General features: G+C 65.7%; 23 protein-coding genes. 2 read left to right on the forward strand and 21 right to left on the reverse strand.

Going from position 1 to position 24,321, the window contains the following annotated elements; all coding sequences use genetic code 11:
* Positions 1-70: 70 nt before the first annotated feature.
* From ACFWHR_RS08770 to prmC, 12 genes are all read right to left on the reverse strand, one after another.
* A complete protein-coding gene (locus ACFWHR_RS08770; RefSeq protein ID WP_382447920.1) occupies positions 71-328 on the reverse strand; it encodes a F0F1 ATP synthase subunit epsilon in 258 nt (85 codons plus the stop codon).
* 3 nt (positions 329-331) lie between these two features.
* Positions 332-1,792 (reverse strand): F0F1 ATP synthase subunit beta, encoded by a 1,461-nt coding sequence (atpD, locus tag ACFWHR_RS08775; protein ID WP_382447921.1) that lies wholly within the window; start codon positions 1,790-1,792, stop codon positions 332-334.
* Positions 1,793-1,814: 22 nt separating this feature from the next.
* Entirely contained in the window at positions 1,815-2,705 is an 891-nt protein-coding gene (locus ACFWHR_RS08780) for a F0F1 ATP synthase subunit gamma (RefSeq protein WP_382447922.1), read from the reverse strand.
* A gap of 80 nt (positions 2,706-2,785) precedes the next feature.
* Positions 2,786-4,414, reverse strand: coding sequence for a F0F1 ATP synthase subunit alpha (atpA, locus tag ACFWHR_RS08785; protein ID WP_382447923.1), 1,629 nt, complete (start codon positions 4,412-4,414; stop codon positions 2,786-2,788).
* A gap of 54 nt (positions 4,415-4,468) precedes the next feature.
* Positions 4,469-5,245: a F0F1 ATP synthase subunit delta gene (locus ACFWHR_RS08790; protein ID WP_382447924.1), complete on the reverse strand. Its 777-nt coding sequence runs from the start codon at positions 5,243-5,245 to the stop codon at positions 4,469-4,471.
* Positions 5,245-5,796, reverse strand: coding sequence for a F0F1 ATP synthase subunit B (locus ACFWHR_RS08795; protein WP_382447925.1), 552 nt, complete (start codon positions 5,794-5,796; stop codon positions 5,245-5,247). The genes ACFWHR_RS08790 and ACFWHR_RS08795 overlap by 1 nt, the downstream gene beginning before the upstream one ends.
* A 39-nt stretch (positions 5,797-5,835) precedes the next feature.
* A complete protein-coding gene (atpE, locus tag ACFWHR_RS08800) occupies positions 5,836-6,057 on the reverse strand; it encodes an ATP synthase F0 subunit C (protein WP_166325026.1) in 222 nt (73 codons plus the stop codon).
* A gap of 51 nt (positions 6,058-6,108) precedes the next feature.
* Positions 6,109-6,933 (reverse strand): F0F1 ATP synthase subunit A, encoded by an 825-nt coding sequence (gene atpB, locus ACFWHR_RS08805; RefSeq protein ID WP_382447926.1) that lies wholly within the window; start codon positions 6,931-6,933, stop codon positions 6,109-6,111.
* Between the two features lie 159 nt (positions 6,934-7,092).
* Positions 7,093-7,563, reverse strand: coding sequence for a 3-oxoacyl-ACP reductase (locus ACFWHR_RS08810; RefSeq protein ID WP_382447927.1), 471 nt, complete (start codon positions 7,561-7,563; stop codon positions 7,093-7,095).
* Entirely contained in the window at positions 7,556-8,764 is a 1,209-nt protein-coding gene (locus ACFWHR_RS08815; protein ID WP_382447928.1) for an MraY family glycosyltransferase, read from the reverse strand. Before ACFWHR_RS08815 ends, ACFWHR_RS08810 begins: the two co-directional genes overlap by 8 nt.
* A gap of 1 nt (position 8,765) precedes the next feature.
* Positions 8,766-9,431 (reverse strand): L-threonylcarbamoyladenylate synthase, encoded by a 666-nt coding sequence (locus ACFWHR_RS08820; protein ID WP_382447929.1) that lies wholly within the window; start codon positions 9,429-9,431, stop codon positions 8,766-8,768.
* A gap of 78 nt (positions 9,432-9,509) precedes the next feature.
* Complete coding sequence (gene prmC / locus ACFWHR_RS08825; protein ID WP_382447930.1) at positions 9,510-10,415, reverse strand: peptide chain release factor N(5)-glutamine methyltransferase; 906 nt, start codon at positions 10,413-10,415, stop codon at positions 9,510-9,512.
* Between the two features lie 211 nt (positions 10,416-10,626).
* On the opposite strand from prmC, the gene cysK reads away from it, so the two are divergent.
* On the forward strand, positions 10,627-11,562 hold the full coding sequence (gene cysK, locus ACFWHR_RS08830; protein ID WP_382447931.1) for a cysteine synthase A: 936 nt from the start codon (positions 10,627-10,629) through the stop codon (positions 11,560-11,562).
* An 11-nt stretch (positions 11,563-11,573) separates the two neighbouring features.
* On the forward strand, positions 11,574-12,140 hold the full coding sequence (gene cysE / locus ACFWHR_RS08835; protein ID WP_382447932.1) for a serine O-acetyltransferase: 567 nt from the start codon (positions 11,574-11,576) through the stop codon (positions 12,138-12,140).
* A gap of 67 nt (positions 12,141-12,207) precedes the next feature.
* Here the strand turns inward: cysE and ACFWHR_RS08840 are convergent, their stop codons facing one another.
* The 9 genes from ACFWHR_RS08840 to ACFWHR_RS08880 all read right to left on the reverse strand — a co-directional run bounded on the left by ACFWHR_RS08840 (position 12,208) and on the right by ACFWHR_RS08880 (position 24,297).
* Entirely contained in the window at positions 12,208-13,599 is a 1,392-nt protein-coding gene (locus ACFWHR_RS08840; RefSeq protein ID WP_382447933.1) for a nitrate/nitrite transporter, read from the reverse strand.
* A 36-nt stretch (positions 13,600-13,635) separates the two neighbouring features.
* Positions 13,636-14,175 (reverse strand): GNAT family N-acetyltransferase, encoded by a 540-nt coding sequence (locus ACFWHR_RS08845; RefSeq protein WP_382447934.1) that lies wholly within the window; start codon positions 14,173-14,175, stop codon positions 13,636-13,638.
* A 253-nt stretch (positions 14,176-14,428) separates the two neighbouring features.
* A complete protein-coding gene (locus ACFWHR_RS08850; RefSeq protein WP_382447935.1) occupies positions 14,429-15,247 on the reverse strand; it encodes a DUF559 domain-containing protein in 819 nt (272 codons plus the stop codon).
* Positions 15,248-15,470: 223 nt separating this feature from the next.
* Positions 15,471-16,544 carry a peptide chain release factor 1 gene (gene prfA, locus ACFWHR_RS08855; protein ID WP_382447936.1) on the reverse strand — a complete coding sequence of 358 codons (1,074 nt, stop codon included), beginning with the start codon at positions 16,542-16,544 and terminating at the stop codon, positions 15,471-15,473.
* A gap of 108 nt (positions 16,545-16,652) precedes the next feature.
* A complete protein-coding gene (locus ACFWHR_RS08860) occupies positions 16,653-18,767 on the reverse strand; it encodes a hypothetical protein (RefSeq protein ID WP_382447937.1) in 2,115 nt (704 codons plus the stop codon).
* A gap of 154 nt (positions 18,768-18,921) precedes the next feature.
* Entirely contained in the window at positions 18,922-19,878 is a 957-nt protein-coding gene (gene thrB / locus ACFWHR_RS08865) for a homoserine kinase (RefSeq protein WP_382447938.1), read from the reverse strand.
* Positions 19,875-21,194, reverse strand: a complete 1,320-nt coding sequence (locus ACFWHR_RS08870; protein WP_382447939.1) for a homoserine dehydrogenase — start codon at positions 21,192-21,194, stop codon at positions 19,875-19,877. Before ACFWHR_RS08870 ends, thrB begins: the two co-directional genes overlap by 4 nt.
* 27 nt (positions 21,195-21,221) lie before the next feature.
* Positions 21,222-22,646: a diaminopimelate decarboxylase gene (lysA, locus tag ACFWHR_RS08875; protein WP_382447940.1), complete on the reverse strand. Its 1,425-nt coding sequence runs from the start codon at positions 22,644-22,646 to the stop codon at positions 21,222-21,224.
* A 223-nt stretch (positions 22,647-22,869) separates the two neighbouring features.
* Positions 22,870-24,297 (reverse strand): APC family permease, encoded by a 1,428-nt coding sequence (locus tag ACFWHR_RS08880; RefSeq protein ID WP_382447941.1) that lies wholly within the window; start codon positions 24,295-24,297, stop codon positions 22,870-22,872.
* Positions 24,298-24,321: the final 24 nt, after the last annotated feature.

Raw genomic sequence — 24,321 nt, forward strand, 5'->3', positions numbered from 1 at the left:
TGGAGTAAGACAAGAGGCCGACCATCGCTCCCACAGGGAGGATGATCGGCCTCTTCGTCGATGCCGGGGACTACGCTACGGTAGCGCGACCCGCGACGATGGTGATGTTGTCGTGGTCAACCGAGAGGAAACCGCCCTCAGCTTCGACCGCGACCTTGTCGCCGCCAGCGGTGGTCACGCGAACCTCGCCCTTCGCCAGCAGCGCGAGCAGCGGCTCGTGACCGCTGAGGATGCCGATCTCGCCCTCGACCGTCTTTGCGATGACCTGGGAGGCTTCGCCCGACCAGACCTGTCGCTCAGCCGAGACGACACTCACGTTCAGTGCCATCGCTTACGCCAGATCCTTCTGCATGCGAGCCCAGTTCTCTTCGACATCGTTGATGCCACCGACGTTGAAGAACGCCTGCTCTGCAACGTGGTCGAACTCGCCCTTGGCGATAGCGTCGAACGACTCGATGGTCTCCTTGAGCGGAACCGTCGAACCCTCGACACCGGTGAACTTCTTCGCCATGTAGGTGTTCTGCGAGAGGAACTGCTGAATGCGGCGCGCACGCGACACGGTGATCTTGTCTTCTTCAGAGAGCTCGTCAACACCGAGGATCGCGATGATCTCCTGAAGTTCCTTGTTCTTCTGCAGAATCGCCTTGACCGTGGTCGCCACGCGGTAGTGATCTTCGCCCAAGTAACGGGGGTCAAGAATACGCGAGGTCGAGGTCAGCGGGTCGATCGCCGGGTACAGACCCTTCGACGCGATTTCGCGCGAAAGCTCGGTGGTGGCGTCGAGGTGCGCGAACGTCGTGGCGGGAGCCGGATCGGTGTAATCGTCGGCGGGCACGTAGATCGCCTGCAGCGAGGTGATCGAGTGGCCACGCGTCGAGGTGATGCGCTCCTGGAGCACACCCATCTCGTCCGCAAGGTTGGGCTGGTAGCCCACTGCCGAGGGCATACGGCCGAGCAGCGTCGAGACCTCGGAACCTGCCTGCGTGAAGCGGAAAATGTTGTCAATGAAGAGCAGCACGTCCTGCTTCTGCACATCGCGGAAGTACTCCGCCATGGTCAGCGCCGACAGAGCGACGCGCAGACGCGTTCCCGGCGGCTCATCCATCTGGCCGAATACGAGGGCGGTCTTGTCGAAGACGCCAGCTTCTTCCATCTCGTGGATGAGGTCGTTGCCCTCACGGGTACGCTCGCCGACGCCGGCGAACACCGAGACGCCGCCGTGATCCTGCGCCACGCGCTGAATCATTTCCTGGATGAGCACGGTCTTGCCCACGCCCGCGCCGCCGAACAGGCCGATCTTGCCGCCCTGCACGTAGGGGGTCAGCAGGTCGATCGACTTGATGCCGGTCTCGAAGAGCTCAGTCTTCGACTCGAGCTGGTCGAAGGCCGGCGGGGTGCGGTGGATGCCCCAGCGCTCGGTGACCTCGATGGTCTCACCGTCGGGCAGGTTGAGCACGTTGCCAGCAACGTCGAACACCTTGCCCTTGGTGATGTCACCGACGGGCACGCTGATGGGGCCGGCGGTGTCGAAGACTTCCTGGCCACGCACGAGGCCGTCAGTCGGCTTCAGAGCGATTGCGCGGACGAGGTTGTCGCCCAGGTGCTGTGCGACCTCGAGCACGAGCTGCGACGACTCGGTGCCATCGCCGAAGTCGACGGTGGTCTCAAGCGCGTTGTAGACGGCGGGAATCGCATCGTGGGGGAACTCGATGTCGACGACGGGCCCGGTAACTCGAGCGATCCGCCCGACAACCTTGGTGGCCTCAGACGCCACTGCGGCGGTTTCGGTCATGATTCTCTCTCTTCGTGCTGGTTTAACCGGACAGCGCGTCAGCGCCGCCCACGATCTCGGAAATCTGCTGGGTGATTTCCGCCTGGCGCGCGTTGTTCGCGAGGCGGGTGTAATCCCGGATCAGCGAGTCGGCGTTATCACTTGCGGACTTCATTGCCTTCTGCGTCGCAGCGTGCTTCGCCGCGGCCGACTCGAGCATCGCGTTGTACACGCGCGACTCGATGTAGGCGGGGAGAAGACGATCGAGCACGGCGTCTGCATCCGGCTCGAATTCGTACAGGGCTCCCGGTTCGTCGGTTGCCTCGGCAACACCCTCAACGATCTGCAGAGGCAGCAGTCGGTGCACCTGCGGCACCTGGCTGACCATGCTGATGAGGCGGTTGTATACGAGGTGAATCTCTTGCGCGCCGCCCTCAGAAGCAGGGCGCCCGAAGACCTGGAGCAGAGCTTCTGCAACCTCGGTGCCGGTCTCAAACGTCGGGTTCTCGGTGTCTCCCGTCCAGACGCGCTCGGAGGCGCGACGGCGGAACGAGAAGTACCCCTGGGCCTTACGACCGATCAGGAAGTACACGACATCTTTGCCCTCGGAGCGAAGCAACTCGCTGAGCTGTTCTGCCTCACGCAGAACCTGCGAGTTGAAAGCGCCCGCGAGGCCGCGATCAGAGGTGAAGATGACGACCGCTGCGCGCTCGACGTGTTCGGCCTCAGTGAGCAGCGGGTGGTCATTGTTCGAGTGCGTGGCGACGGCCGAAACCGCGCGGGTGATCGCAGTCGCGTAGGGCGTCGAAGCTTCGACGCGTGCCTTCGCCTTCTGAATGCGAGATGCCGCGATCAGCTCCATCGCACGGGTGATCTTCTTGGTCGTCTGGGCAGAACGAATTTTCTGCCGGTAGACCCGAAGTTGCGCTCCCATGTCTCTCCTGTAGTCGTTGGGGCTGGCTGGTAGTCAAGGTTCGGGGTGAGGTGGGGGCCGAAGCCCCCGCCTCAGCAGCCCTACTTCTTGTTGACGACCAACTGCTCCTGCTTGATCTCGGCTTCGTCGATCGCATCGAACTGCTCGGCCAGGCTCTGACCGCTCGACGTGCGGAACTCGCTCGTGAACTTACCGATCTGGCTCTCGAGCTCGGCGACTGTGTCGTCATCGAGCACGTTGGTTGCACGGAGCGTGTTCAGCGCCTCCGAGTTGCGGCCCAGGTAGTCGAGGAACTCGCGCTCGAAGCGGAGGATGTCCTCCACCGGCACGTCGTCCAGGAAGCCCTTGGTACCGGCCCAGATCGAGACGGTCTGCTCCTCAACCGGGTACGGCGTGTACTGCGGCTGCTTCAGGAGCTCGGTGAGGCGTGCGCCACGCTCGAGCTGCTTGCGGCTGGTCGGGTCAAGGTCGGATGCGAACATCGCGAAGGCCTCGAGTGCGCGGTACTGCGCGAGCTCCAGCTTCAACGTGCCCGAAACCTTCTTGATCGACTTCACCTGAGCGTCGCCACCCACGCGCGACACCGAGATGCCCACGTCGACCGCCGGGCGCTGGTTCGCGTTGAACAGGTCCGACTGGAGGAAGATCTGGCCGTCGGTGATCGAGATCACGTTCGTCGGGATGTATGCCGAGACGTCGTTCGCCTTGGTCTCGATGATCGGGAGACCGGTCATCGAACCAGCACCGAGCTCGTCAGAGAGCTTTGCACACCGCTCCAGCAGACGCGAGTGCAGGTAGAAGACGTCACCCGGGTAAGCCTCGCGCCCCGGCGGGCGACGCAGCAGCAGCGATACGGCGCGGTACGCCTCTGCCTGCTTCGACAGATCGTCAAAGATCACTAGTACGTGCTTGCCCGCGTACATCCAGTGCTGACCAATGGCCGAACCGGTGTAGGGAGCGAGGTACTTGAAGCCTGCGGGATCAGAAGCCGGCGAAGCGACGATGGTGGTGTACTCCATCGCGCCAGCGTCCTCGAGCGCGCCCTTCACCGAAGCGATGGTCGAGCCCTTCTGGCCGATTGCGACGTAGATGCAACGCACCTGCTTCGTCGTGTCGCCCGACTCCCAGTTCGACTTCTGATTGATGATCGTGTCGATCGCAATCGCGGTCTTGCCGGTCTGACGGTCGCCGATGATGAGCTGGCGCTGGCCACGGCCGACGGGGATCATGGCGTCGATCGCCTTGATGCCGGTCTGCAGGGGCTCGTGCACCGACTTGCGCTGCATCACGCCGGGCGCCTGGAGCTCGAGGGCACGACGGCCCTCGATACCGGTGATCTCGCCGAGACCATCGATGGGCTTACCGAGCGGATCGACGACGCGACCGAGGTAGCCCTCGCCCACGGGAACCGACAGCACCTCGCCGGTGCGGGTGACCTGCTGGCCCTCCTCGATGCCGGTGAACTCACCGAGCACCACGACGCCGATTTCGTTTTCTTCCAGGTTCTGCGCGAGGCCAAGCGTGCCGTCCGCGAAGCGGATCAGTTCGTTTGCCATCACACCCGGGAGGCCGTCAACGTGGGCGATGCCGTCTGCGGCGTCGACTACGGTGCCAACCTCGATCTTGCCAGCATCGGTGGGCTCGTACGACGCTGCGAAGTCCTTCAGCGCGTTACGGATCTCGTCCGGGCTGATTGAGAGTTCTGCCATTTCGTTTCCTCTGTCTGTTCCGGAAGCGCAGCCCCCGGGGGTGAAAAGTTGTCGCTATGCAGCGAGCTGCTGTCGGAGATCTTCCAGGCGAGCGCGAACGCTGCCGTCGATCACGTCGTCGGCGATCTGCACGCGAATGCCGCCGACGAGGCGCGGGTCTACCACGGTCGTGATGCGCACGGGGCGTCCCACCGACTGCTCAAGTGCGCGCGCGAGCCGCTGCTGCTGATCTCCGGAGAGCGGAGTCGCGACGGTGACCGCTGCGAGTTCGCTGCCGATCTCGTCAGCTGCGAGGCGTGCTGCCTGACGCAGTGTGACGTCGAGACGTCGACCGCGCGGGCTTGCAACCAGATGCGAGACGACCTGCATGGCCGCGACCGAGGTCTTCCCATCAAAGAGACGCTGCACGAGGGCGAGCTTGCCAGCAGGATCTGCCAGCTTGCTTCCGAGGCTGAGCTGCAGCTCGTGGCTGCGGTCGACAACGTCGACCACCGCGAGCAGATCATCGGAGAGCGACGGATGTGCGAGGCCCACGGCACGAATACCGAGTTCTTCGACTCCCGACACAAACTCGGCGACATTTGACCACCGGGCGTGAACAGCTGCAGTGAGCACGGAGCGCGCGCCAGCGGAGAGACCGCTGAAGAGCCGCTCGACCACCTGCGATTTGGCAGCAGCCGGAGCCGAGCCGTCGCTGAGCGCCGAAGCGAGCGCGGGGCTCTCGGCGATCTGGCTCGCCGCCTGCAGCAGCTCGCCACCGGTGTTCGTGTCGAGTCCCGACCCGAGCGCGGTGCGCGCCTGGGCCAGTGCTTCGCGTGACGCGCTTCCCATTACTGAGCCGCCTTCTCGGATGCTTCGAGGTCGGCCAGGAAGCGGTCGACGAGCGCCGAAGCCTTCTGGTCGTCAGTGAGCGTTTCGCCGACGACGCTCGAAGCGAGGTCGATAGCGAGCGAGCCCACGTCCTTACGGAGCGAAACGACCGCGCTCTGGCGCTCTGCTTCGATCTGCACCTGTGCGGCGTGGGTGATGCGAGCCTGCTCAGTCGTCGCGTCGTCCTTGGCCTTGGCCACGATCTTGTTCGCGTCGAGGCGTGCCGACTCGCGAATCTCGCCGGCCTCCTGACGCGCACTTGCGAGCTGAGCGGTGTATTCCTGGAGTGCGGCCTCGGCCTTCGCCTGAGCCTCGTCGGCCTTGGCGATGTTGCCCTCGATCGCCTCTGCACGCGCATCAAGCATCGTCTGCATCTTGGGAAGGAAGACCTTCCAGAATGCGACGAGGATGATGGCGAAGACGACGAGCGACCACACGATGTCGTACGTTGCGGGGAGCAGCGGGTTATGGTTCGCGCCCTCTTCCGCAGCAGCGAAGACTACGTTATTCATCGAGCCTCCCTTTCGAGACTAGGGAAAGGTTAGAGAGGTCTAGAAGATGAACGGCGTTGCGATCGCGATGAACGCGAGCGCCTCGGTGAACGCGATGCCGATCCACATCAGGACCTGGAGGCGGCCGGCGAGCTCGGGCTGGCGGGCGACACCCTCGATGGTCTTGCCGACGACGATACCCACGCCGATGGCGGGGCCGATGGCAGCGAGGCCGTAACCGACGGTTGCAATGTTGCCCGAGATTTCAGCGAGAACAGACACGGTATGTGTTTCCTTCCGTATGTGAGTGCGGCGAGTGCCGAACCCGATTGGTTAGTGCTCTTCAGCCAGCGCGAGCTGGATGTAGACAGCGGTGAGAAGTGCGAAGACGTAGGCCTGCAGTACAGCAACGAGCAGCTCGAAGAGCGTGAACGCCGCGCCGAACGCGAATGTTCCGACGCCGAAGAGCTTGAAGAAGCCCTCGCCGGAGAACAGGAAGAACTGCGTTGCAGCGAACAGCAGCACCAGCAGAAGGTGCCCGACCATCATGTTCATGAGGAGTCGGAGCGTCAGGGTGACCGGGCGGATGACGAAGGTCGAGACGAACTCGATCGGCGTCACGATGATGTAAATGCCCTTGGGCACACCCGACGGGAAGAGCGCGTTCTTGAAGAAGTTGCCCGGGCTCTTCTTGACACCCGCATAAATGAAGGTGATGTATGAGATCGCGGCCAGTGTCAGCGGCAAGCCAATCACCGCGCTAGACGCGATGTTCAACCCGGGAACGATGCCCGTGATGTTGAAGGCAAGGACCGTGAAGAACATGGCCGTGAGGATGGGAAGGAATCGGCGCCCGTCTTTTTTGCCGAGCAGGTCTTCCGCGATGTTGACGCGCACGAAATCGAGCGCCATCTCGGTTAGGGACTGCCCGCGGGTCGGGATGACACGCATCCGACGAGTACCGAGCCAGAAAAGGACCAGCAGCACAACGGTCATGAGGACACGGATCAACATGATCCGGTTCATCGCGAACGGCGTACCTTCGAACAGCACGATGTCGGGGAAGAACTCGGCCATCGTCGGCGCGTGGAATTCACCCTCTTCGGCCGCGAAAAGTACGGGGGCCACGAGGTGCATAGCGTTAGCGAACAGCGCCATTCTCCTGACTTCGGTGCGGCATCAGCCAGCACGGTGTCGAACGGTGGTCGTGCACCCCGGGGCTGCGTAGGCACAGCTCAATCAGCCCGCCAGGGAACATATTTGATTGTATCAATATTTTCACCCCAGGAGAAACCCAGATGGAGGTTTCTGCCGTGATTATGGGCGAGTTCGCTCCGAGATGATCGGGATGCGAGACGTTGAGATCACAATCACGTCGAGCGCGAGCGATGCAATGACACTCGCGATCACGCCGAAGAACATCACGCGGGTGTCGAGCCACGCCGCATCTCGCAGCAGCACGACGGCGACGATAAAGACGATGAATTTAAATACCCAGCTCCCCAGCACAATGCCAAAGAACGCCGTGATGTAGAAGTCGCGCTCGATGAATCGGTTCGCAAATGCAATGCTGCCGACCGTCATCATGAGGAACAGACCGCCGAGTACCGTGCCGATCACGCCGCCCCAGAGGCCCCGCTGCTCCGAGACAAGAAATCCGATCACGGCGAAGATGACGATGAGAGCCGCGGTGACGATGAGCCCCCAGCGCAGCGCGCGCAAGAGCACGGGCTGCGACGACGGCATGGGCCGAGGTCCGGTCTCGTCTGGCTGCGCGAGATCACTCACTCTGGGTCCTTTCGGCGGCGTCTTCGGTGCGAGCAGGATCGACGCCGGCGGCGCCGGCTCGTGTGCGCCGTCCCGTCAACGGTACCAAGCCGCGCTCGGCAGCGGCTGCACGAAGGCGCTTCGCCGGATACATCAGCAGAGCGAAGGTCGCGAGCCCTCCAACGCTGAGCACAATCGCTGGCAATAGGAAGCTCTGCGTCGTGAACACGAGCAGCACCGCAACCGACAGCACCGTAGTCCCCGCGTAGAAGATACAGACGGCCTGCAGCGGCGAATGGCCCATGTCGAGCAGTCGGTGGTGCAGGTGAAGCCGATCGGCGGTAAACGGGCTCTTGCCAGCCCGCAGCCGACGCACTACCGCCAGCGTAAAGTCGGCGAGCGGTAGAGCGAGCACGGCAATCGGCAAAATGATCGGAATGTAACTCGCGAGCACCAGTTTTTGATCCAGCGCAGCCGGATTGAGCTGCCCTGTCACAGACACCGTCGAGGTTGCCATGAGCAGCCCGACCAGCAGCGCCCCGGTATCCCCCATGAACATCCGTGCGCGATGCCAGTTGAAGGGGAGAAAGCCGACGCAGATCCCGACGATCACGAGCGCGATAAGACTGGCAAGAATCACCGAGTCGACGCGGCCGATTTGGTCATTGAGCAGTCGGGTATAGATAAAGAAGAGCGAATTCGCGATGATCGCGACGCCGGCGACGAGGCCGTCAAGGCCGTCTAAGAAGTTCACCGCGTTCATCACGAGCGTCATGAGGAAGACCGTGATGACGAAATTCACGACGGGCGAGCCAATAATTAGGGTGTCTCCAAAGGGCAGCGAGACGATCTGTATACCGCTCCACGCAAGCAGCCCCGAGGCGACGAGCTGCGCAGCGAGCTTGATCATCCAGTCGAGGTCGAGCAGGTCATCGAGCACCCCGACGACGGCGATGATCGCGCACGATCCGAGCAGGGCCCACATTTGATTGGACTGCTCGAACAAGGACGCGAACTCCTGCTGCGTTCCCGCAACGAGAAACGCGGCGATGATGCCCAGGAACATCGCAATTCCGCCGAGCCGCGGCGTCGGCGCCGTGTGCACGTCGCGGGCGCGCACCTCCGGCGCCAAGCGGAATCGTCGGCTGAGTCGGAGTACTCCCCAAGAGGCCGCCGCGGTGACCAGTGCCGCGACCGCGACCACCGTCACGTAGGCGAGCATGCTACTCCCCGAAGGTCACCTGCGGCAGGAGCTCCGCGATTGCGGTTCGGGAGACACCACCCTCACGCAGGATTCGAATTTCGCCGCCGTCTTCCGTGAGCCCCGTTGCATCGACGATCGTTGACGCTACGCCGTTGCCCGCTGCCTCACCCGCTTCGAGATAGACAGCGACGGAATCGCCCAGCATCTCGCGTGCCTCTGCTGCCGTGCGTGCCGCCGGCTGACCCGTCAGGTTCGCCGACGAGACGGCGAGTGGGCCGGTTTCGCGGAGTAGTTCGAGCGCGAGCGGCTGCTGCGGGATGCGCAGCGCGACGGTGCCACCGGTCTCCCCCAGATCCCAGCTGAGCAGCGGGTTCGCCCGCGTAATGATCGTCAGCGCACCCGGCCAGAACGCATCCGCGAGCGCACGAACGGGGGCGGTCACCTCGGCAGCAAGCGCTGCGAGTGTGTCGGTGTTCGGAATCAATACCGGAGGCGGCGATTGACGGCCTCGCCCCTTTGCGTCAAGCAGGCGCTGCACGGCAGCGGGACTGAACGCGTCGGCCGCGACGCCGTAGACGGTGTCGGTCGGCATCACGATCAGTTCACCGCGTCCAATCGCCTGCCGCGCGGTGCGCGTTCCTGCGAGCAGTTGGGAACTCTCAGTGCAATCGAAGACCTCGGCCATAACTGCCTACTCTACTCCTGCCGCAGCTGCCAATACTGGCTGCCGCTGCGCATTCTGATTGCTGCGCGCCGAGCCCGCTCAGCGCACCGCTGTCGTCGCGCGGTCTCGACCGGTGAGGTCGGGGTGCGTCGCCGCTGCGCGCCAGCCGTCGGCGGTGAGGAGTTCGCGAATCGCGCGGCCCTGCGTTTCGGCGTGCTCGAGCACGAGGGATCCGCCTGGCACCACGAACGCGCGCGCCGATCGGCTGATGTTGCGCACAATATCGAGACCGTCGAGGCCGCCATACAGCGCGAGCTCGGGATCGTGATCGCGCACCTCGGGATCACGCGGCACCATGTTGCTCGGTACGTAGGGCGGGTTCGAGACCAGCACGTGCACTCGGCCAACGAGCGGCGCAAGCGCCGTGATCGCCGCGAGCTCAGTGACGTCTCCCTGAACGAGGGATACCCGGTCGTCGCCCCACTCTGCGACGTTTCGTTCGGCCCAGGCGTGCGCCTCGCGGCTCTTCTCTACCGCCCACACGCGTGCGCGAGGCACCTCGTGCGCGAGCGCGAGAGCGAGGGCGCCGCTGCCCGTGCAGAGATCGACGGCAATGGGCTCCGGATCGGGCACCAGCTGCAGCGCGTCGATCGCGAACTGCGCAACGATCTCGGTCTCCGGTCGCGGCACGAAGACCCCCGGTCCGACGGCGAGCTCGATCGATCGGAATGGCGCCCGGCCGGTGAGGTGCTGCAGTGGCACACGACGTGCTCGCTCCTCCGTCAACTCGACAGCCGCGGCGGCCGCGGTTGAACTGATCTCTTCACGCATAATCGCGAGGGCCTGTACGCGGCCGCGCGACTCCCCCAGCACGTGACCGAGAATCAGCTCGGCATCAGCCGCGGGGTGCTCAATCCCGCCGGCGAGCATGCGCTCGCACATCGCGGCGAGCAGCACATCGATCCGGGCACTAGCCTCTGCCACCGCACCCTGTTCGTCTTGCATGTAACCACCCTCCCACATGGTGCGCTCTTCTCGTGCGCCGCGTGAGGTCCGATCCCGAAGCGGCGTCCGACACGTCGCGATCAGGGCCGTCACACGGCGACTTCCTGCATAACTTCTGCGAACGCGACCGATAACTCATCGCTATAGTTTGAAGAGGCATCGATGGCCCCCGCGGCCACCCCAGCATTCGACTTCAGGAGGACGCAGCACCATGGCACGGACCTACGAAAACATCACCCAGGCATTCGGCAACACCCCGCTCGTGCGCCTGAACCGCGTGACCGATGGCGCGGCTGCGGAGGTGTTCGCGAAGCTCGAGTTCTACAACCCCGCGGGCTCGGTGAAGGATCGTATCGGCATCGCCATCATCGACGCAGCCGAGCAGTCGGGTGAGCTGCAGCCGGGCGGCACCATCGTTGAGGGCACGAGCGGTAACACCGGTATCGCGCTCGCCTTCGTCGGGGCCGCGCGCGGGTACCGCGTGATCCTGACCATGCCCGAGACCATGAGCATCGAGCGCCGCAAGCTGCTCCTCGCCTACGGTGCGGAGATCGTACTCACCGAGGGACCCCTCGGTATGAAGGGCGCGGTCGCGAAGGCCGAAGAGATCGCCGCGAACACGGCGGGTGCCGTGCTCGCAAAGCAGTTCGCGAACCCCGCGAACCCCGCCATTCACCGCGCGACGACCGGCCCCGAGGTCTGGAACGACACAGACGGCACCGTCGACATCTTCGTCGCGGGCATCGGCACGGGCGGCACGATCACCGGCGCGGGCGGCTACCTCAAGGAGCAGAACCCCGGCGTGCAGGTCATCGCGGTCGAGCCGATTGATTCCCCGTTGCTGACCGAGGGCACCGCTGGCCCGCACAAGATTCAGGGTCTCGGCGCGAACTTCGTGCCGCCGATCCTCGACCGCGAGGTTTACGACGAGGTCATCGACGTGACACTCGCCGATTCCATTGCGCAGGCGCGTGCGCTCGCGACCGACGAGGGCATCCTCGCCGGCATCTCAGGCGGTTCGGCCGTCTGGGCCGCGACGCAGGTGGCGAAGCGGCCCGAGAACGCGGGCAAGAAGATCGTGGTGGTGGTTCCTGACTTTGGCGAGCGCTACTTCTCGACCGTGCTGTTCGAGGACCTCAACGCCTGAAAACGCCTCACGTGAGTCTGTTCTCCCGCATTCGCGAAGACATCTCCGCCGCACGCGCGCATGATCCTGCAGCGCGCAGTGCCGCGGAGGTGTTCTTCGTGTATTCGGGGCTGCACTCGGTGTGGTGGCACCGGGTCTCGCATGCGCTCTGGAAGCGCGGGCTGCGGTTTCTGCCGCGCGCGATCTCGCAGGTGTCGCGTTTCTGCTCCGGCATCGAAATCCACCCCGGCGCCACGATCGGTCGCCGATTCTTCATCGACCACGGCATGGGTGTCGTGATTGGCGAAACGGCGGTCATCGGCGACGACGTGCTGCTGTATCACGGGGTCACCCTGGGCGGCACCGGCCACGACCGCGGCAAACGGCATCCAACGGTCGGCGACCGCGTCGTCATCGGTGCGGGTGCGAAGTTGCTCGGCAATATTGAAATTGGCCACGACAGCGCGGTCGGTTCAAACGCCGTCGTGGTGCGTTCGGCGCCGCCGTGGACCACGCTGACCGGCATCCCGGCTCAGGGTCGCCCGCGGTGCGGTGCTCCGATCGAACAGCCCGACATGGCAGACTTCTACGTGATCTAACGCGCACTGCGCGCTGATATCGTTCAGTGCAGCTCGCAGCTCGCAGCTCGCGCGAAAGAGGGTCAGCTCAGCGCAGCTTGCGGCCGTTGTCGTCCATCCAACGCTTGGTGCGCCGCTGCTCGACAATGATCATGACGATGCCGAGCAGCCAGAATGGGATCTGCACGGCGAACGCCACCTGGAACGCGTGGAGCGAATAATCCTCCGGTGATCCGGCTCCCTGCAGGTCGAGCACGAACCCGATCAGCAGAATCACGAGCAGCGATGCCGTGAACCCGCCCGTGTTGACGAGCCCGGTGCCGAAGCCGGCGTAACTGCGCGGGGTGTGCGAGCGCGCGACCTCGAACGCGATCATCGACGCCGGGCCACCGAGCGGCAGAATCACGAGCAGCACGAGTACGAGCGCGAGCGGCGGTGTGCCGGGCCACACGATGACCGCTGTCCACACGAGCGCGATCGCAACAGTGATGCCGAGCGTGAACCAGACCCGACGTTCGATGAACCGCGAACTGAGCGGCCCGAGCACGACGCTCGCCACCATCGACGAGACGACCGTGAGGCTCAGCAGACCGCGCGCCGCGGCGGGGTCGAGCCCCAGGCCGCCCACCAGAAACGGCGTGCCCCAGAGCAGCAGAAACACGTTGGCCGCGAACGGTGACGCGAAGTGCACCCAGTACGCGAGCCTGACGCCCGGCAGGCGCAACAGCTTGCGCGCCCGGTTCCAGAATCCGAGCCCGGGCACCCGTACCTCAGAAATCACCGGGATCATCTCGGTCGCCGGGGGCTGCACGGCGGCGAGGGCGGCGGTGCGCGAATCGGCGAACGATCGCGCGTTCTCGGTGGTGCGACCGCGTCGCCCGGTGATGCGTTCGATCACTGTTGAGTCCCCGGGCGAATCGCGCAGCACGACCACTCCCAGAATCACGACGAGCACCCCCAAGGCGGCGAGGCCGAGGAAGCCCCCCATCCACCCGGTTGCGCCCACGAGCAGCGCGAGCGGCACGACCGAGACAAGCTGGCCCGATTGCCCGATGAGGCCCGTCACCTGGCTGATTGTCGGCAGCTGTCGCAGCGAGAACCACTCGGGCAGCATGCGCATCACACTGATGAAGGTGCACGCGTCGCCGGCGCCGACGAGCACGCGCGCGATGATCGCGAGCGACACCTCGGGTACGGTCGCCATTGCGGCCTGACCCACGATCATCAGCACGCCGCCGATGAGGATCATGGCGCGGGCGCCGATACGGTCGAGCAGCACGCCAACCGGGATCTGGAGGGCCGCGTAGACCAGTAGCTGAATGACGGGAAATGTCGCGAGTGTGGTCGCGTCAATGCCGAAGTGATCCTGCGCCGCGGGGCCGAGGGCCGACAGCGACGAGCGGTTGATGACGGCTACGGCGTACGAGAGTGCCGCGGTTCCCCAGACGACCCGGGGCAGGATCGGTCGAGCGGAACGCATAGTGCCATGCTACCGCCGCAGCCGGTCAGCCCGCGGTCAGCCGCGCGGCGGCAGCGGCGGTCCGCCCGGAAAATCGGACCGGGTCAGGTCAAGGAAGACTGCGTCTTCGAGGGCACCGCCCGGGCGCACCTGGTAGTCACGCAGCACACCGATGCGCTTGAATCCGAGCCGTTCGTAGCTGCGAATGACGCCCTCATTGTTGATGTTCGGGTCAAGCGTGACGCGCGAGATTCCGTCTGCAAATTCGGCGCGAATCGCGAGCGCGAGCGCTTCTTCGCCGATGCGGCGGCCGCGGAAGCGTGTACCGATGAAGATGTGCATCACCGTCGTCGGGTATTCAGGGTCATCGCCGCGCAGCACGAACATCGCGCCCGCGGTCTGGCCCTCGACCTCGATGATGCGGGTCACGTCTGGCGCATCGATGAACTCGGACTGCACGCGCTCGGGTGTGTAGCCGACCCACCAGAGCGACACCTCGGGCTCGTCGAGTATTGCGACGAGCGGCTCGCGGTCTGATTGGCGCGGAGCGCGAAGAGTAACGAGGGGGCCAACGAGGGGCAGCACGGCATCGGACATCGCATCAGCATATCGGGTGCTGGAGCTAGTCGGAGCGGGTGGGAGGGGGCGCGGCGGCTGGGTTCGCTCGGTGGAGCGTGTGCTCTCGGTGAGCGCTTCGGCTTCGGCTCGTCGGCTTCGGTGAGACATTCGGCTTCCGTGAGCTCGTAAGCACGGAATACGTCTCACCGAAGCCAAATGTCTCACCGAAGGCCACACCGCAGCCGAAGGCGCCCGCCCAAACCGAAGGCCGCCCCTCACCGAAGTCAACCTCTCACGCAAGGTGTAGCCCCTGTGCAATGCACTCCATGAGGCGGAGTTGCACGGCGTGCCAATCGTTCATGATCTGGCGGTACCCGATCCGCACGACTGTGTAACCCCTCGTCACGAGGAACGCGTCGAAGGCAATGTCCTCATCGCGCTGCTTGCCGGTGTGCGTCGCGCCGTCGATTTGCAGCACGAGGCGCTCGCCGATCAACAGATCGACGCGATGACCGTACAGGTGCGCCTGCGGCAGCAGCCGAAGTCGCGTCCAGCGGAGTCTTGACGCTGCGAGCGTCTCGAGCCCGGAGTCGAAGTACGGCTGAGCCTCATCACGGAGTCGCATCGCAGCACCGGTGAAGCCGCAGCGCCGGAGCGCTTGCACGTCGGTGAGCCCGAGGTTCAGCGCCGAATTCCACACGACCAGGGCGTCTTCGTGGGGCCTGCACGCGGCAACGTACTGCAGCACATTCAGCAGCGGATCTTCAAGCTTGCCCGGCGCTCGCGGCTCAACGGGTCTCCCCCAGTGCACGACGCAATTGCCTGGCGTCGGTCTCGCAGCGCTCGAAGCGGCAACGTGCCGTTTTCCTGGATCACGCGTCCAGAGACCCAGGCGGCGGGCCTGCGTCATGCACGTGAGCACCACCCCATCACGCGCGGCCGCGACGAGTGCTGGGTCTGCGTCGGGAAACGCTACCCAGCCGCGTCTCGGGCGAACGAGGCGGCCAGCGCGCACGGCCTTGGCCAGACGGTCTTGCGAGACGCCGCGATCGCGCAGCTGACGTGACGGCGCGACTCCTCCGAGCGAGGTGAGTAATGCGTGTGCCGACATGCATCCAGCATCGAGCACCGACTCACGCCGCGGGGCGCGCAGCTGACTTCTGTGGAGAACTCAGCAAAGTGTCATGCAGCGACAAGCTTTGGACGGCGTAGCGCCCCCCGTTTCGGTGAGACATTCGGCTTGGGTGAGACCTCTTCAAGGTAGAACGTCTCACCGAAGCCGAATGTCTCACCGAACGCAGCCACCGGACGCAGTCACCGACCGCACCCGCCGACTACTGCCCCAGGTCAGCGAGCCGCGCCTCTTCGTCCGCGCGAATGCACGACTCGATGACCGCGTCGAGGGCGCCGTTCATGACGTGATCGAGGTTGTACGCCTTGTACCCGGTGCGGTGGTCGGCGATGCGATTCTCGGGGAAGTTGTACGTGCGAATGCGTTCGGAGCGATCCATCGTGCGAATCTGGCTCGAGCGGTGCGCGCTCGCCTCTGCCGCCGCCTCTTCTTGCTGGCGCGCGAGCAGTCGGGCGCGCAGCACGCGCATGCCTGCCTCGCGGTTCTGCAGCTGGCTTTTCTCGTTCTGCATCGCGACGACGATGCCCGTCGGGAGGTGGGTGATGCGCACCGCTGAGTCGGTGGTGTTCACCGACTGGCCGCCGGGGCCCGACGACCGGTAGACATCGATCTTCAGATCGTTCTGGTTGATCGCGAGTTCTTCTGGCTCGTCAACCTCGGGGTACACAAGCACACCGGTCGTCGAGGTGTGAATGCGGCCCTGCGACTCTGTCACGGGTACGCGCTGCACGCGGTGCACGCCGCCCTCGTACTTCAGGTGCGCCCAGGCACCCTGCGAGGGATCAGACGGGTTGGCCTTGATCGCGACCTGCACGTTCTTGTACCCGCCGAGATCGCTCTCGTCGGCCTCAAGAATTTCGGTCTTCCAGCCCTTCGCCTCGGCGTAGTGCATGTACATGCGCAGTAGATCGGCGCCGAACAGTGCCGATTCCGCGCCGCCCTCGCCGCCCTTGATCTCGAGAATCACGTCACGCGCGTCATCGGGGTCGCGCGGGATCAGCAGCCGCCGCACTCGCTCCTGCGCTTCAGCGAGCGAGGTCTCGAGCTCGGGAATCTCTTCGGCGAACGCTTCGTCTTCTTTCGCGAGCTCGCGGGCAGCTTCGAGGTCGTCGCCGATCTGCTGCCAGTGCTCGTGCGCCGATTTGATCTTGCTCAGCTCGGCGTAGCGGCGGTTCACTTTCTTCGCTCGCGATGCGTCCGCGTGCAACGCGGGATCGGCGAGTTCGTTTTGCAACCGCGCGTGTTCTGCGATCAGCCCTGCGACCTGTTCGAACATGATTCTTCCCTTACGTCTCGCGACGGCGACGCTGTCGCCGCCCCAATCTTTCGTTGCCGCTAGCGACAACTGAGCCCGCCCCGGATCACCGGGGCGGGCTCGTGCGTGCTAGGACAGGCCGCCGGAGCGCTGCACCTCTGCGAGGAGGGCGGCGTTCGAGGCGGTGGCGCTCAGGCGCTCGCGCAGTCGATCCTGCGCATCATCGGAGCTGAGCTCCGCACGCAGGCGACCGAGTACAGCCGCCTCGTCGGCGCCGAGCATCGACTCAGCGTTGCGGGTGCGTGACGCTGCGAGATCGACGACTGGCGCGAACCCTGGTGCCGTCTTCGCGAAGCGCACCTCGCTGTTGACGATCGCGCGCACCTCGCGCAGCAGCAGCTTGTCAGCGGCAAGCCCCGTTTTGGTCTGCACGGTAGCGATCACCGTCAGTGAGCCGCCGTTCTCGACGTTACGCGCCGACGCGAGCAAACGCTTGATCTGACCGAGCGCGAGCTCGTCGATCTCGTCGAGTGCCGGGCGCGACTGCGCGTGCTGCGCCTGAGCGTAGGCACGGGCGAAGCGGTTCAGCGAATCGACGAGCACGACTACGTCGTGACCGAGCTCAACCAGGCGCTTAGCGCGGTCGATTGCCAGCTCCGCGATGATCGCCTGGTCCTCAGCAATGCGGTCGAAGCTTGCCGCGACGACCTCACCGCGGACGGAGCGCTGCAGACGCGTGATTTCTTCTGGCTGCGCGTTGGCGAGCAGCATCACGAGGTGCGCGTCGGGGCGGTTCGCACTGATCGCGTCGGCAAGCTCGCTGAGAATAGCGGTGCCGTCGACGTGAGCGGGCAGCACGAGTGCTGCGCGCTGGCCGAGGCCGGCAGGTGCCACGAGATCGATCGCACGGCCGATTACACCCTGCTGGGTGGTCTCGAACCGCAGCCGCTCCTCGGGGTAGATCGCCGTGAGGTCGGCGATATCGGTGCGCTCCTCTGGCTGCTCATCGACCGGGCGACCGTTGACGGTGTCGACCTTGACGATGGCGTTGTACTTCTGGCGGCTCGAGCCGTCGGTGTCGCGCGGCTGGCGAATGGCGCCGACCACGGCGTCACCGCGACGCAGGCCATACTTCTTGACCTGGCCGAGCGACACGTACACGTCGCTCGTGCCGGGCAGGTAGCCGCTGGTGCGCACGAAGGCGTAGTTGTCAAGCACGTCGAGGATGCCGGCTATGGGCAGCAGTACGTCGTCTTCGTTGATCTCGGGCTCGAGCTCATCGCCCTGGCCGCGACGCTTGCGGTCGCGCTGGCGGGTGCGGCTGGACCGATTCGAGCTGTCGCCATTCTTGGCTTCGGCGTTCTTCGGCCCGTTCTGGCCGCCGTTGCCGCCGTTCTGGCCCTGGGCGCGCGACTTGCCGTCGTCGTCCGACGACGCGGCGTCCGCCTGCTCGTTCGACTCGGCGGTGTCGTTCTTCTGGCCACGGCCACGGCCGCGGCGGTTGCGGTCACGACCCGGGCGCTCGCCCTCGCCGTTTTCTGACCGATCAGCGGCGTCAGCCTGCTGGCCGCTGTTCTGGCCGCTGTTCTGGTTCGACGACTGCTCGGCGTCGGACTGCACCGGCTGCTCGTTCGAGACTGCCTGTGCAGTGTCGCTTGCGCCGGCGTCTACGGCATCAGCCTGGGGCGCGGCGGTAGCTGCCGATGCGCGGCGGCTGCGGGTGCGCTTTGCGGGTGCGGCCTGTGCTGCCTCCGCGGCGGGCGCCTGTGCCTGAGCTGCATCGGCAGCGGCCTCACCGGCGGCCGGGGCGGCCGGGGCTGCCGCGGCCTCAGCTGCGCTGTCGGCGGGCGCCTCAACCTTCTTGCGGCTGCGCGAGGCGCGCTTCTTCGGTGCCTCTGCGACCGGAGCGTCGGCTGCGTCTGCGGGAGCCGCATCAGCGGCGGGAGCCTCGGCAGCATCGGCGGCCGGAGCGTCGACCTTCTTGCGGCTGCGCGTTGCACGCTTCTTCGGAGCCTCGGCTGCCGCCTCGGCGGCCTCCGGTGCGGCCGCGGGGGCAGCGGAGGCCGCGGGGGCAGCGGCCGCGGGGGCCTCAGTCGCGGCCGGAGCAGCAGCGGCCTCGGCCGCCTGCGCGACCTCGGGGGCCGCGGCCCCGGCTGCTGCGCTCACGCGACGTGACGCACGGCGACGCGGCGGAGCGGCTTCTGCAGCTACGGGAGTGGTGTTGTCTTCTACGTTGGATTCCACGATCTTTTTCCTTTCGGAACGCCGCCTGGTCTGCGCGCGCATATCGGCACGCATTCCCGCGGTGATGCACGAGTGTGCTTGGGATCACCGTGCGATGTGTTCACGGTGTGAGAACGACCCACCGTTTCGCATGAACGAACATCGACGAGTGCGGCTAGAGCGCCGAACCCGCGGGGGTCGTTTCCACTGTAGCACCCTTACTATCGACCGCCAGCGTCAGCACGCGCCAGTCAGGGTGCTGCGCCGCGACGAAATCTGCCGCCTGCAGTCGATCGAGCGGGCCGTTCGAGAGTACGAGCACTGAGGGTCCTGCGCCCGAAACCACGGCCGCATGGCCGGCGGATCGCAGTTCGCCGATCAGGTCGCGCGTTTCGGGCATCGCGGCGCCGCGGTAATTCTGGTGCAGGCGATCTTCAGTCGCTTCGAGCAGCAGCTCGGGGCTCTGCGTCAGCGCCGCAATGAGTAACGCGGAGCGCGAGACATTGAACACTGCGTCCTCGTGCGGCACCTGCTTCGGCTGCAGGCTGCGCGCCAGCTCCGTCGACATCGTGAAACTCGGCACGAGCACGAGCGGTGCGACACCCCGGTGCACCATGAGCCGCTTGAAGCGGGGGCCGCGCTCGGTGGTCCACGCAATGGTGAGGCCACCGAACAGCGCGGGCGCGACGTTGTCGGGGTGCCCCTCGAGCTCGGTGGCGTAGGCCAACAGTTGCTCTTCAGTGAGCTCGACCGGTGACTCAGGGTCGCTCTGCAGCAGCCCAGCGGCGATCATGACGCCCGCGACGATTGCTGACCCCGACGAGCCCATGCCCCGGCCGTGCGGAATGCGGTTCGTGGCCGCAACTTTAAGCCCGGGCATGCTCCGCCCCAGCTGGCTAAACACGTGCGCGGCCGAGCGCACGACGAGGTTCGTCTCGTCGGTCGCCACCTCGCCCTCGCCGACACCCGAGACCGTGACCGTCGCGCCGGGCGCGTCACGCACGACCGCGGTGACCTCGTCACCGTAGGCGAGCGCGATGCCCAGCGTGTCAAAGCCCGGGCCGAGGTTCGCGCTCGTCGCTGGAACGCGCACCCTCACCGAACGACCGATGCCGCTCGCCGCGGCGCTCACGCCTGACCCTCGAGACGCAGCACGCTCGTGACCGCCGTGACAACCGGCGCCGCACGCAGTGCCTCAACGGTCGCCGCGAGATCTGCCTCACGTGCGCGGTGCGTACCGATGACGAGCGCAGCGCTCGGCTCGGCTCCCTCTGCGCCGCGGGCGACCGTCTGCTCGACACTCGCGGCAGACACGCCGTGCTCGGCGAGAATGCCGGCAATGCTGGCGAGCACGCCCGGCTGATCCCGCACCTCAAGCATGATCTGATAGGCCGTCACGACCTCGCCCACGGGCAGGATCGGCAGCTCTGCGTGCAGTGATCCCGGGATGCCTGGGCCACCCACGACGTGCCTGCGCGCCGCCGAAACGACGTCGCCGAGCACGGCCGAGGCCGTCTCTGAACCACCGGCGCCCGCACCATAGAACATCAGCTCGCCAGCGGCCTCAGCCTCGACAAAAACAGCGTTCTTGCCCTCGTACACTGCTGCCAGCGGATGATCGCGACGGATCAGAGCCGGGTAGACCCGGGCAGAGACGCCGTCGGTGCCGTCAGCAGCCTGCAGGCGCTCGGCGATTGCGAGCAACTTGATGACGTAGCCGGAGCTCTTCGCCGCCTCGATCTGCTCCGCGGTGATGCCTGTGATGCCCTCGCGGTGCACGGCGTCAACCGGCACCTCGGTGTGAAACGCGATGCTCGCGAGAATCGTCGCCTTCTGCGCGGCGTCGTACCCCTCGACGTCGAGCGTCGGGTCGGCCTCCAAAAAGCCGAGCTCACTCGCAACCCGGGAGGCGTCTTCTGCGCTGTCGCCGAAGCGGTCCATGCGGTCAAGAATGTAGTTGGTGGAACCGTTCACGATACCGAGCACGCGAGTGATGTGATCGCCCGCGAGACTCTCTCGAAGCGGCCGCAAGATCGGGATAGCGGCAGCTACAGCTGCCTCGTAGGAGAGCTGCGCACCGACCTGCTCGGCTGCCTCTGAGAGCTCGGGGCCGTGCGCCGCGATGAGCGCCTTGTTTGCCGTAACCACGTCGGCACCACCCTGCAGCGCCTGCGAGATGAGGGTGCGGGCGGGCTCAATGCCGCCCATCAGCTCGATCACGATGTCTGCGCCCTGTACGAGCCGCTCGGCGTCCGTGGTGAAGAGTTCACGCGGCAGCTCGACATCGCGCTTGCCGTCGACGTCGCGCACGGCGATGCCCGCCAGTGTCAGACGCGCACCGATGCGCGCGGCCAGCTCGTCCCCGTGCTCGAGGATCAGCCGGGCCACCTGCGCACCGACCGAGCCGCACCCGAGCAGCGCGACGCGGAGGTCACGGTATCCATTCATGTTGTCTCCTTGATTCAAGTGTCGTGTTCAGTTCGCAGCCGGCGCCGGAATAACCGACTTCGCGACCAGTTCGTCTTCGGTCTCGCCCCGCACAATGACACGGGAGGTGCCGTCTGCGACGGCCACCACCGGCGGGCGAGGCAGATAGTTGTAGTTGCTTGAGAGCGACCAGCAGTAGGCGCCCGTCGCGGCCACCGCGAGGGTGTCGCCCGGGCGCACGTCGCCGGGCAAGACGTCGCGCCGCACGACGATGTCGCCGGCCTCGCAGTGCTTGCCGACAACGCGCACGAGTGCCGGCGCCGCATCGCTTTCGCGATTCGCGATGCGCACCTGGTAATCGGCGCCGTAGAGCGCTGGCCGCGCATTGTCGCTCATGCCACCGTCGACGCTCACGTAGAGGCGCTCGGCGAAACCGAGGTCAGCGGGGTCTGCCGAGGCGTTCGAACCCGCGAGCTGCACCGGTTTGATCGTGCCCACCGTGTACAGCGTGACACCGGCCTGGCCGATAATGGCGCGACCTGGCTCACAGGCGAGCTTCGGGATCCCGATCCCGATCTCGGCCGCCGTGTCAGCGATGATGTCTGCGAGTTCGCGCGCAATCGACGCAATTTCGGGGACAGCGTCGGCTTCGCTCGACGTGTACGCGATGCCGAAGCCGCCGCCGAGATTCAGCTCAGCGATCGGCCCGCCGGTGATCTCCGCGAGCTTGGAGTAGGCGCCGAGCAACCTGCGTGCCGATTCGCGGAAGCCGTCGGTCGCGAAGATCTGCGAACCGATGTGGCAGTGCAGCCCGACAAAATCAAGGCTCTCGTGGGCGACGATCGCGGCGACCAATCGCTCCGCATCCGCGAGCGGTTGGCCAAACTTCTGATCCTCGTGCGAGGTCGCGAGAAAATCATGGGTCGAGGCGTGAACGCCGCTGTTCACGCGCAGGCGCACACGCTGGCGGCGACCGGCGCGAGTGGCTGCCGCGGCGACGCGCTCGGTCTCGATCTCGCTGTCGATCACAATCGTGCCGACGCCGACCTCGACCGCACGCGCAATTTCGCGCGCTGACTTGTTGTTGCCGTGATACCCGATGATGGCCGGATCGACCCCGGCGGCGAGCGCGACCGCGAGCTCTCCCCCGCTGGCGACGTCGATCGCGAGGCCTTCGCTCACCATCCACTGGGCGACCTCGACGCACAGGAACGCCTTGCCCGCGTAGTAGACGGTCGCGCTCGTGCCGATGCGCTCGGCCTCCGACTGCAGCGCTTCGCGTACCTCGCGAGCGCGAGCGCGAGCCGCGGACTCGTCGATGACGTAGAGGGGCGAACCGTATTGCTCAACGAGCTCAGTCGCGCGGATACCGCCGAGCTTCAGTTGATGGCACTCAGTGCCGCGGCGCGCCGCCGGCGGAAAGACACGGGGGTCGATCTCGTTGGGATCGTCGGCGGGGTTCGCCTGTGCCATCGTCACTCCTGGGTACTGATCGGGTACTCGATCTGCCTGGTGTCCGTCGCTCGCGGGGCTGCGCTGGGGCAGCCGATGGCGAGCGGACCCGGATTGGCCCCTGAAGCCGTGCGCACAGAGAACTTGCCTCAGAACGAACCCGTCCAGCTTACCGGGTCGGCCGAGACCGACCCGGTATGTGACGAAGCTGACTCCCGTCGGAGCTAGCTCCACACGAAACTGACTACCCGACGCCCTCGAGTATGTCGGTCTCGGTGTGGCCGATCTTCACGAGCACCTCTGGCCGCGCACGGCGCAGGTAGAGGAACCAGCCGAGCGCCACGATCATCGACGCGAGGAAGAGGTACGGGATCAGGTTCAGCGGGTAGACCGGCACCGGCACGACGTTCGCGAAGAACACGTAGACCATGGCGACGACCGCGATCACGGCGCAGAGCGTCACGAGCGCGCTCTTCATTTTCTCGCGGCGCACCCAGGCGACGCAGGCGATCGCGACGAGCGCATACGCGACCATGTAGCCGTAGGTGCCGTAGGTGTCGACCCACACGACGATGTCCATCGGGTGCGTACCGCCGATCAGCAGCACGACGTCGAGCAGAATCGCGAGCGGCCCTGCAACGAGCAGCACGCGGTGCGGGGTGAGGTGCTTCTCGTGAGTGCGTCCGAAGCGCTCAGCGACGACGCCCTCCTTGCCCATGACGTAGACGATACGGCCCACGACGTTGAGTGGTGCGACGACCACGGCGAAGAACGACGCGGCGACGCCGAACGTCAGAATCGGGGTGAACCAGACCGGCATGCCGATTCGCTCGGAAATCGACTGGAGCGGGCTTGCGACCTCGCCGAGGTCGTCGCCCAACACCGCGATCTGCGTGTAGGCCGCGAAGACGTACAGCACGCCGACGACGACGGCGCTCCACATGATCGCCCGCGGAATAGCGGTGTACGGGTTCTTCGCCTCGCGCCCGAGCGCGTCGGCCGATGAGAAGCCGACGAAGCCGAGGATGCCGAGCACCATGCCAGACGCAACTCCCTGGAAGGGCACGCCCTCGAACGAGAACTGCTGCGGATCCCAGGCGTCAGGGCCAATCGCGATGAGAGCCGTGACGAGCAGGATCATGATGATCGCAACCGACGCGAGCTCGAGCACGAGCGATACGCGGGCCGAGATGCGGATGCCGCGGATCGTGAAGAACGTCGCGAGGCCACCGATGAGGATCGCGAGGATCACGAGCCAGACCTGGCCCGTCGCGGGCACGCCGAGCATAACTAGTAGATCGGACATGTATGAGACGGCGCCGCCGAGTGATCCGGCCGCGATGCCCCAGCAGCCGATGATGAGCGCGACCCCGGCGATGTAGGCACCGGTCGGGCCGAGCCCCTTGGCGACGTAGGTGTAGAGCGAGCCCGCCGAGGCGTTCTTCTTCGCGAACACGGCGACGCAGTAGCCGACGCACACAATTACGATCGTCGCGAGCAAGAACGACAGCATGGTGCCGTTGCCCGCTCCGAGGAAGATGGACGCGGCGGTGAACGCGATGACGGCGCTCGGTGCGATGTTGGCGATGGCCTGAGCGGCAAGCTCAGGCCCCGACATCACGCCGCGGCGCAGCCCGGCGTCAACCGGCGCCTGCTGGGTTGAGGTGGTCATGAGGGGGTCTCTCCTTCGAGTACG

Source organism: Leucobacter sp. NPDC058333, from assembly GCF_042726155.1.
Taxonomy (GTDB): Bacteria; Actinomycetota; Actinomycetes; order Actinomycetales; family Microbacteriaceae; genus Leucobacter.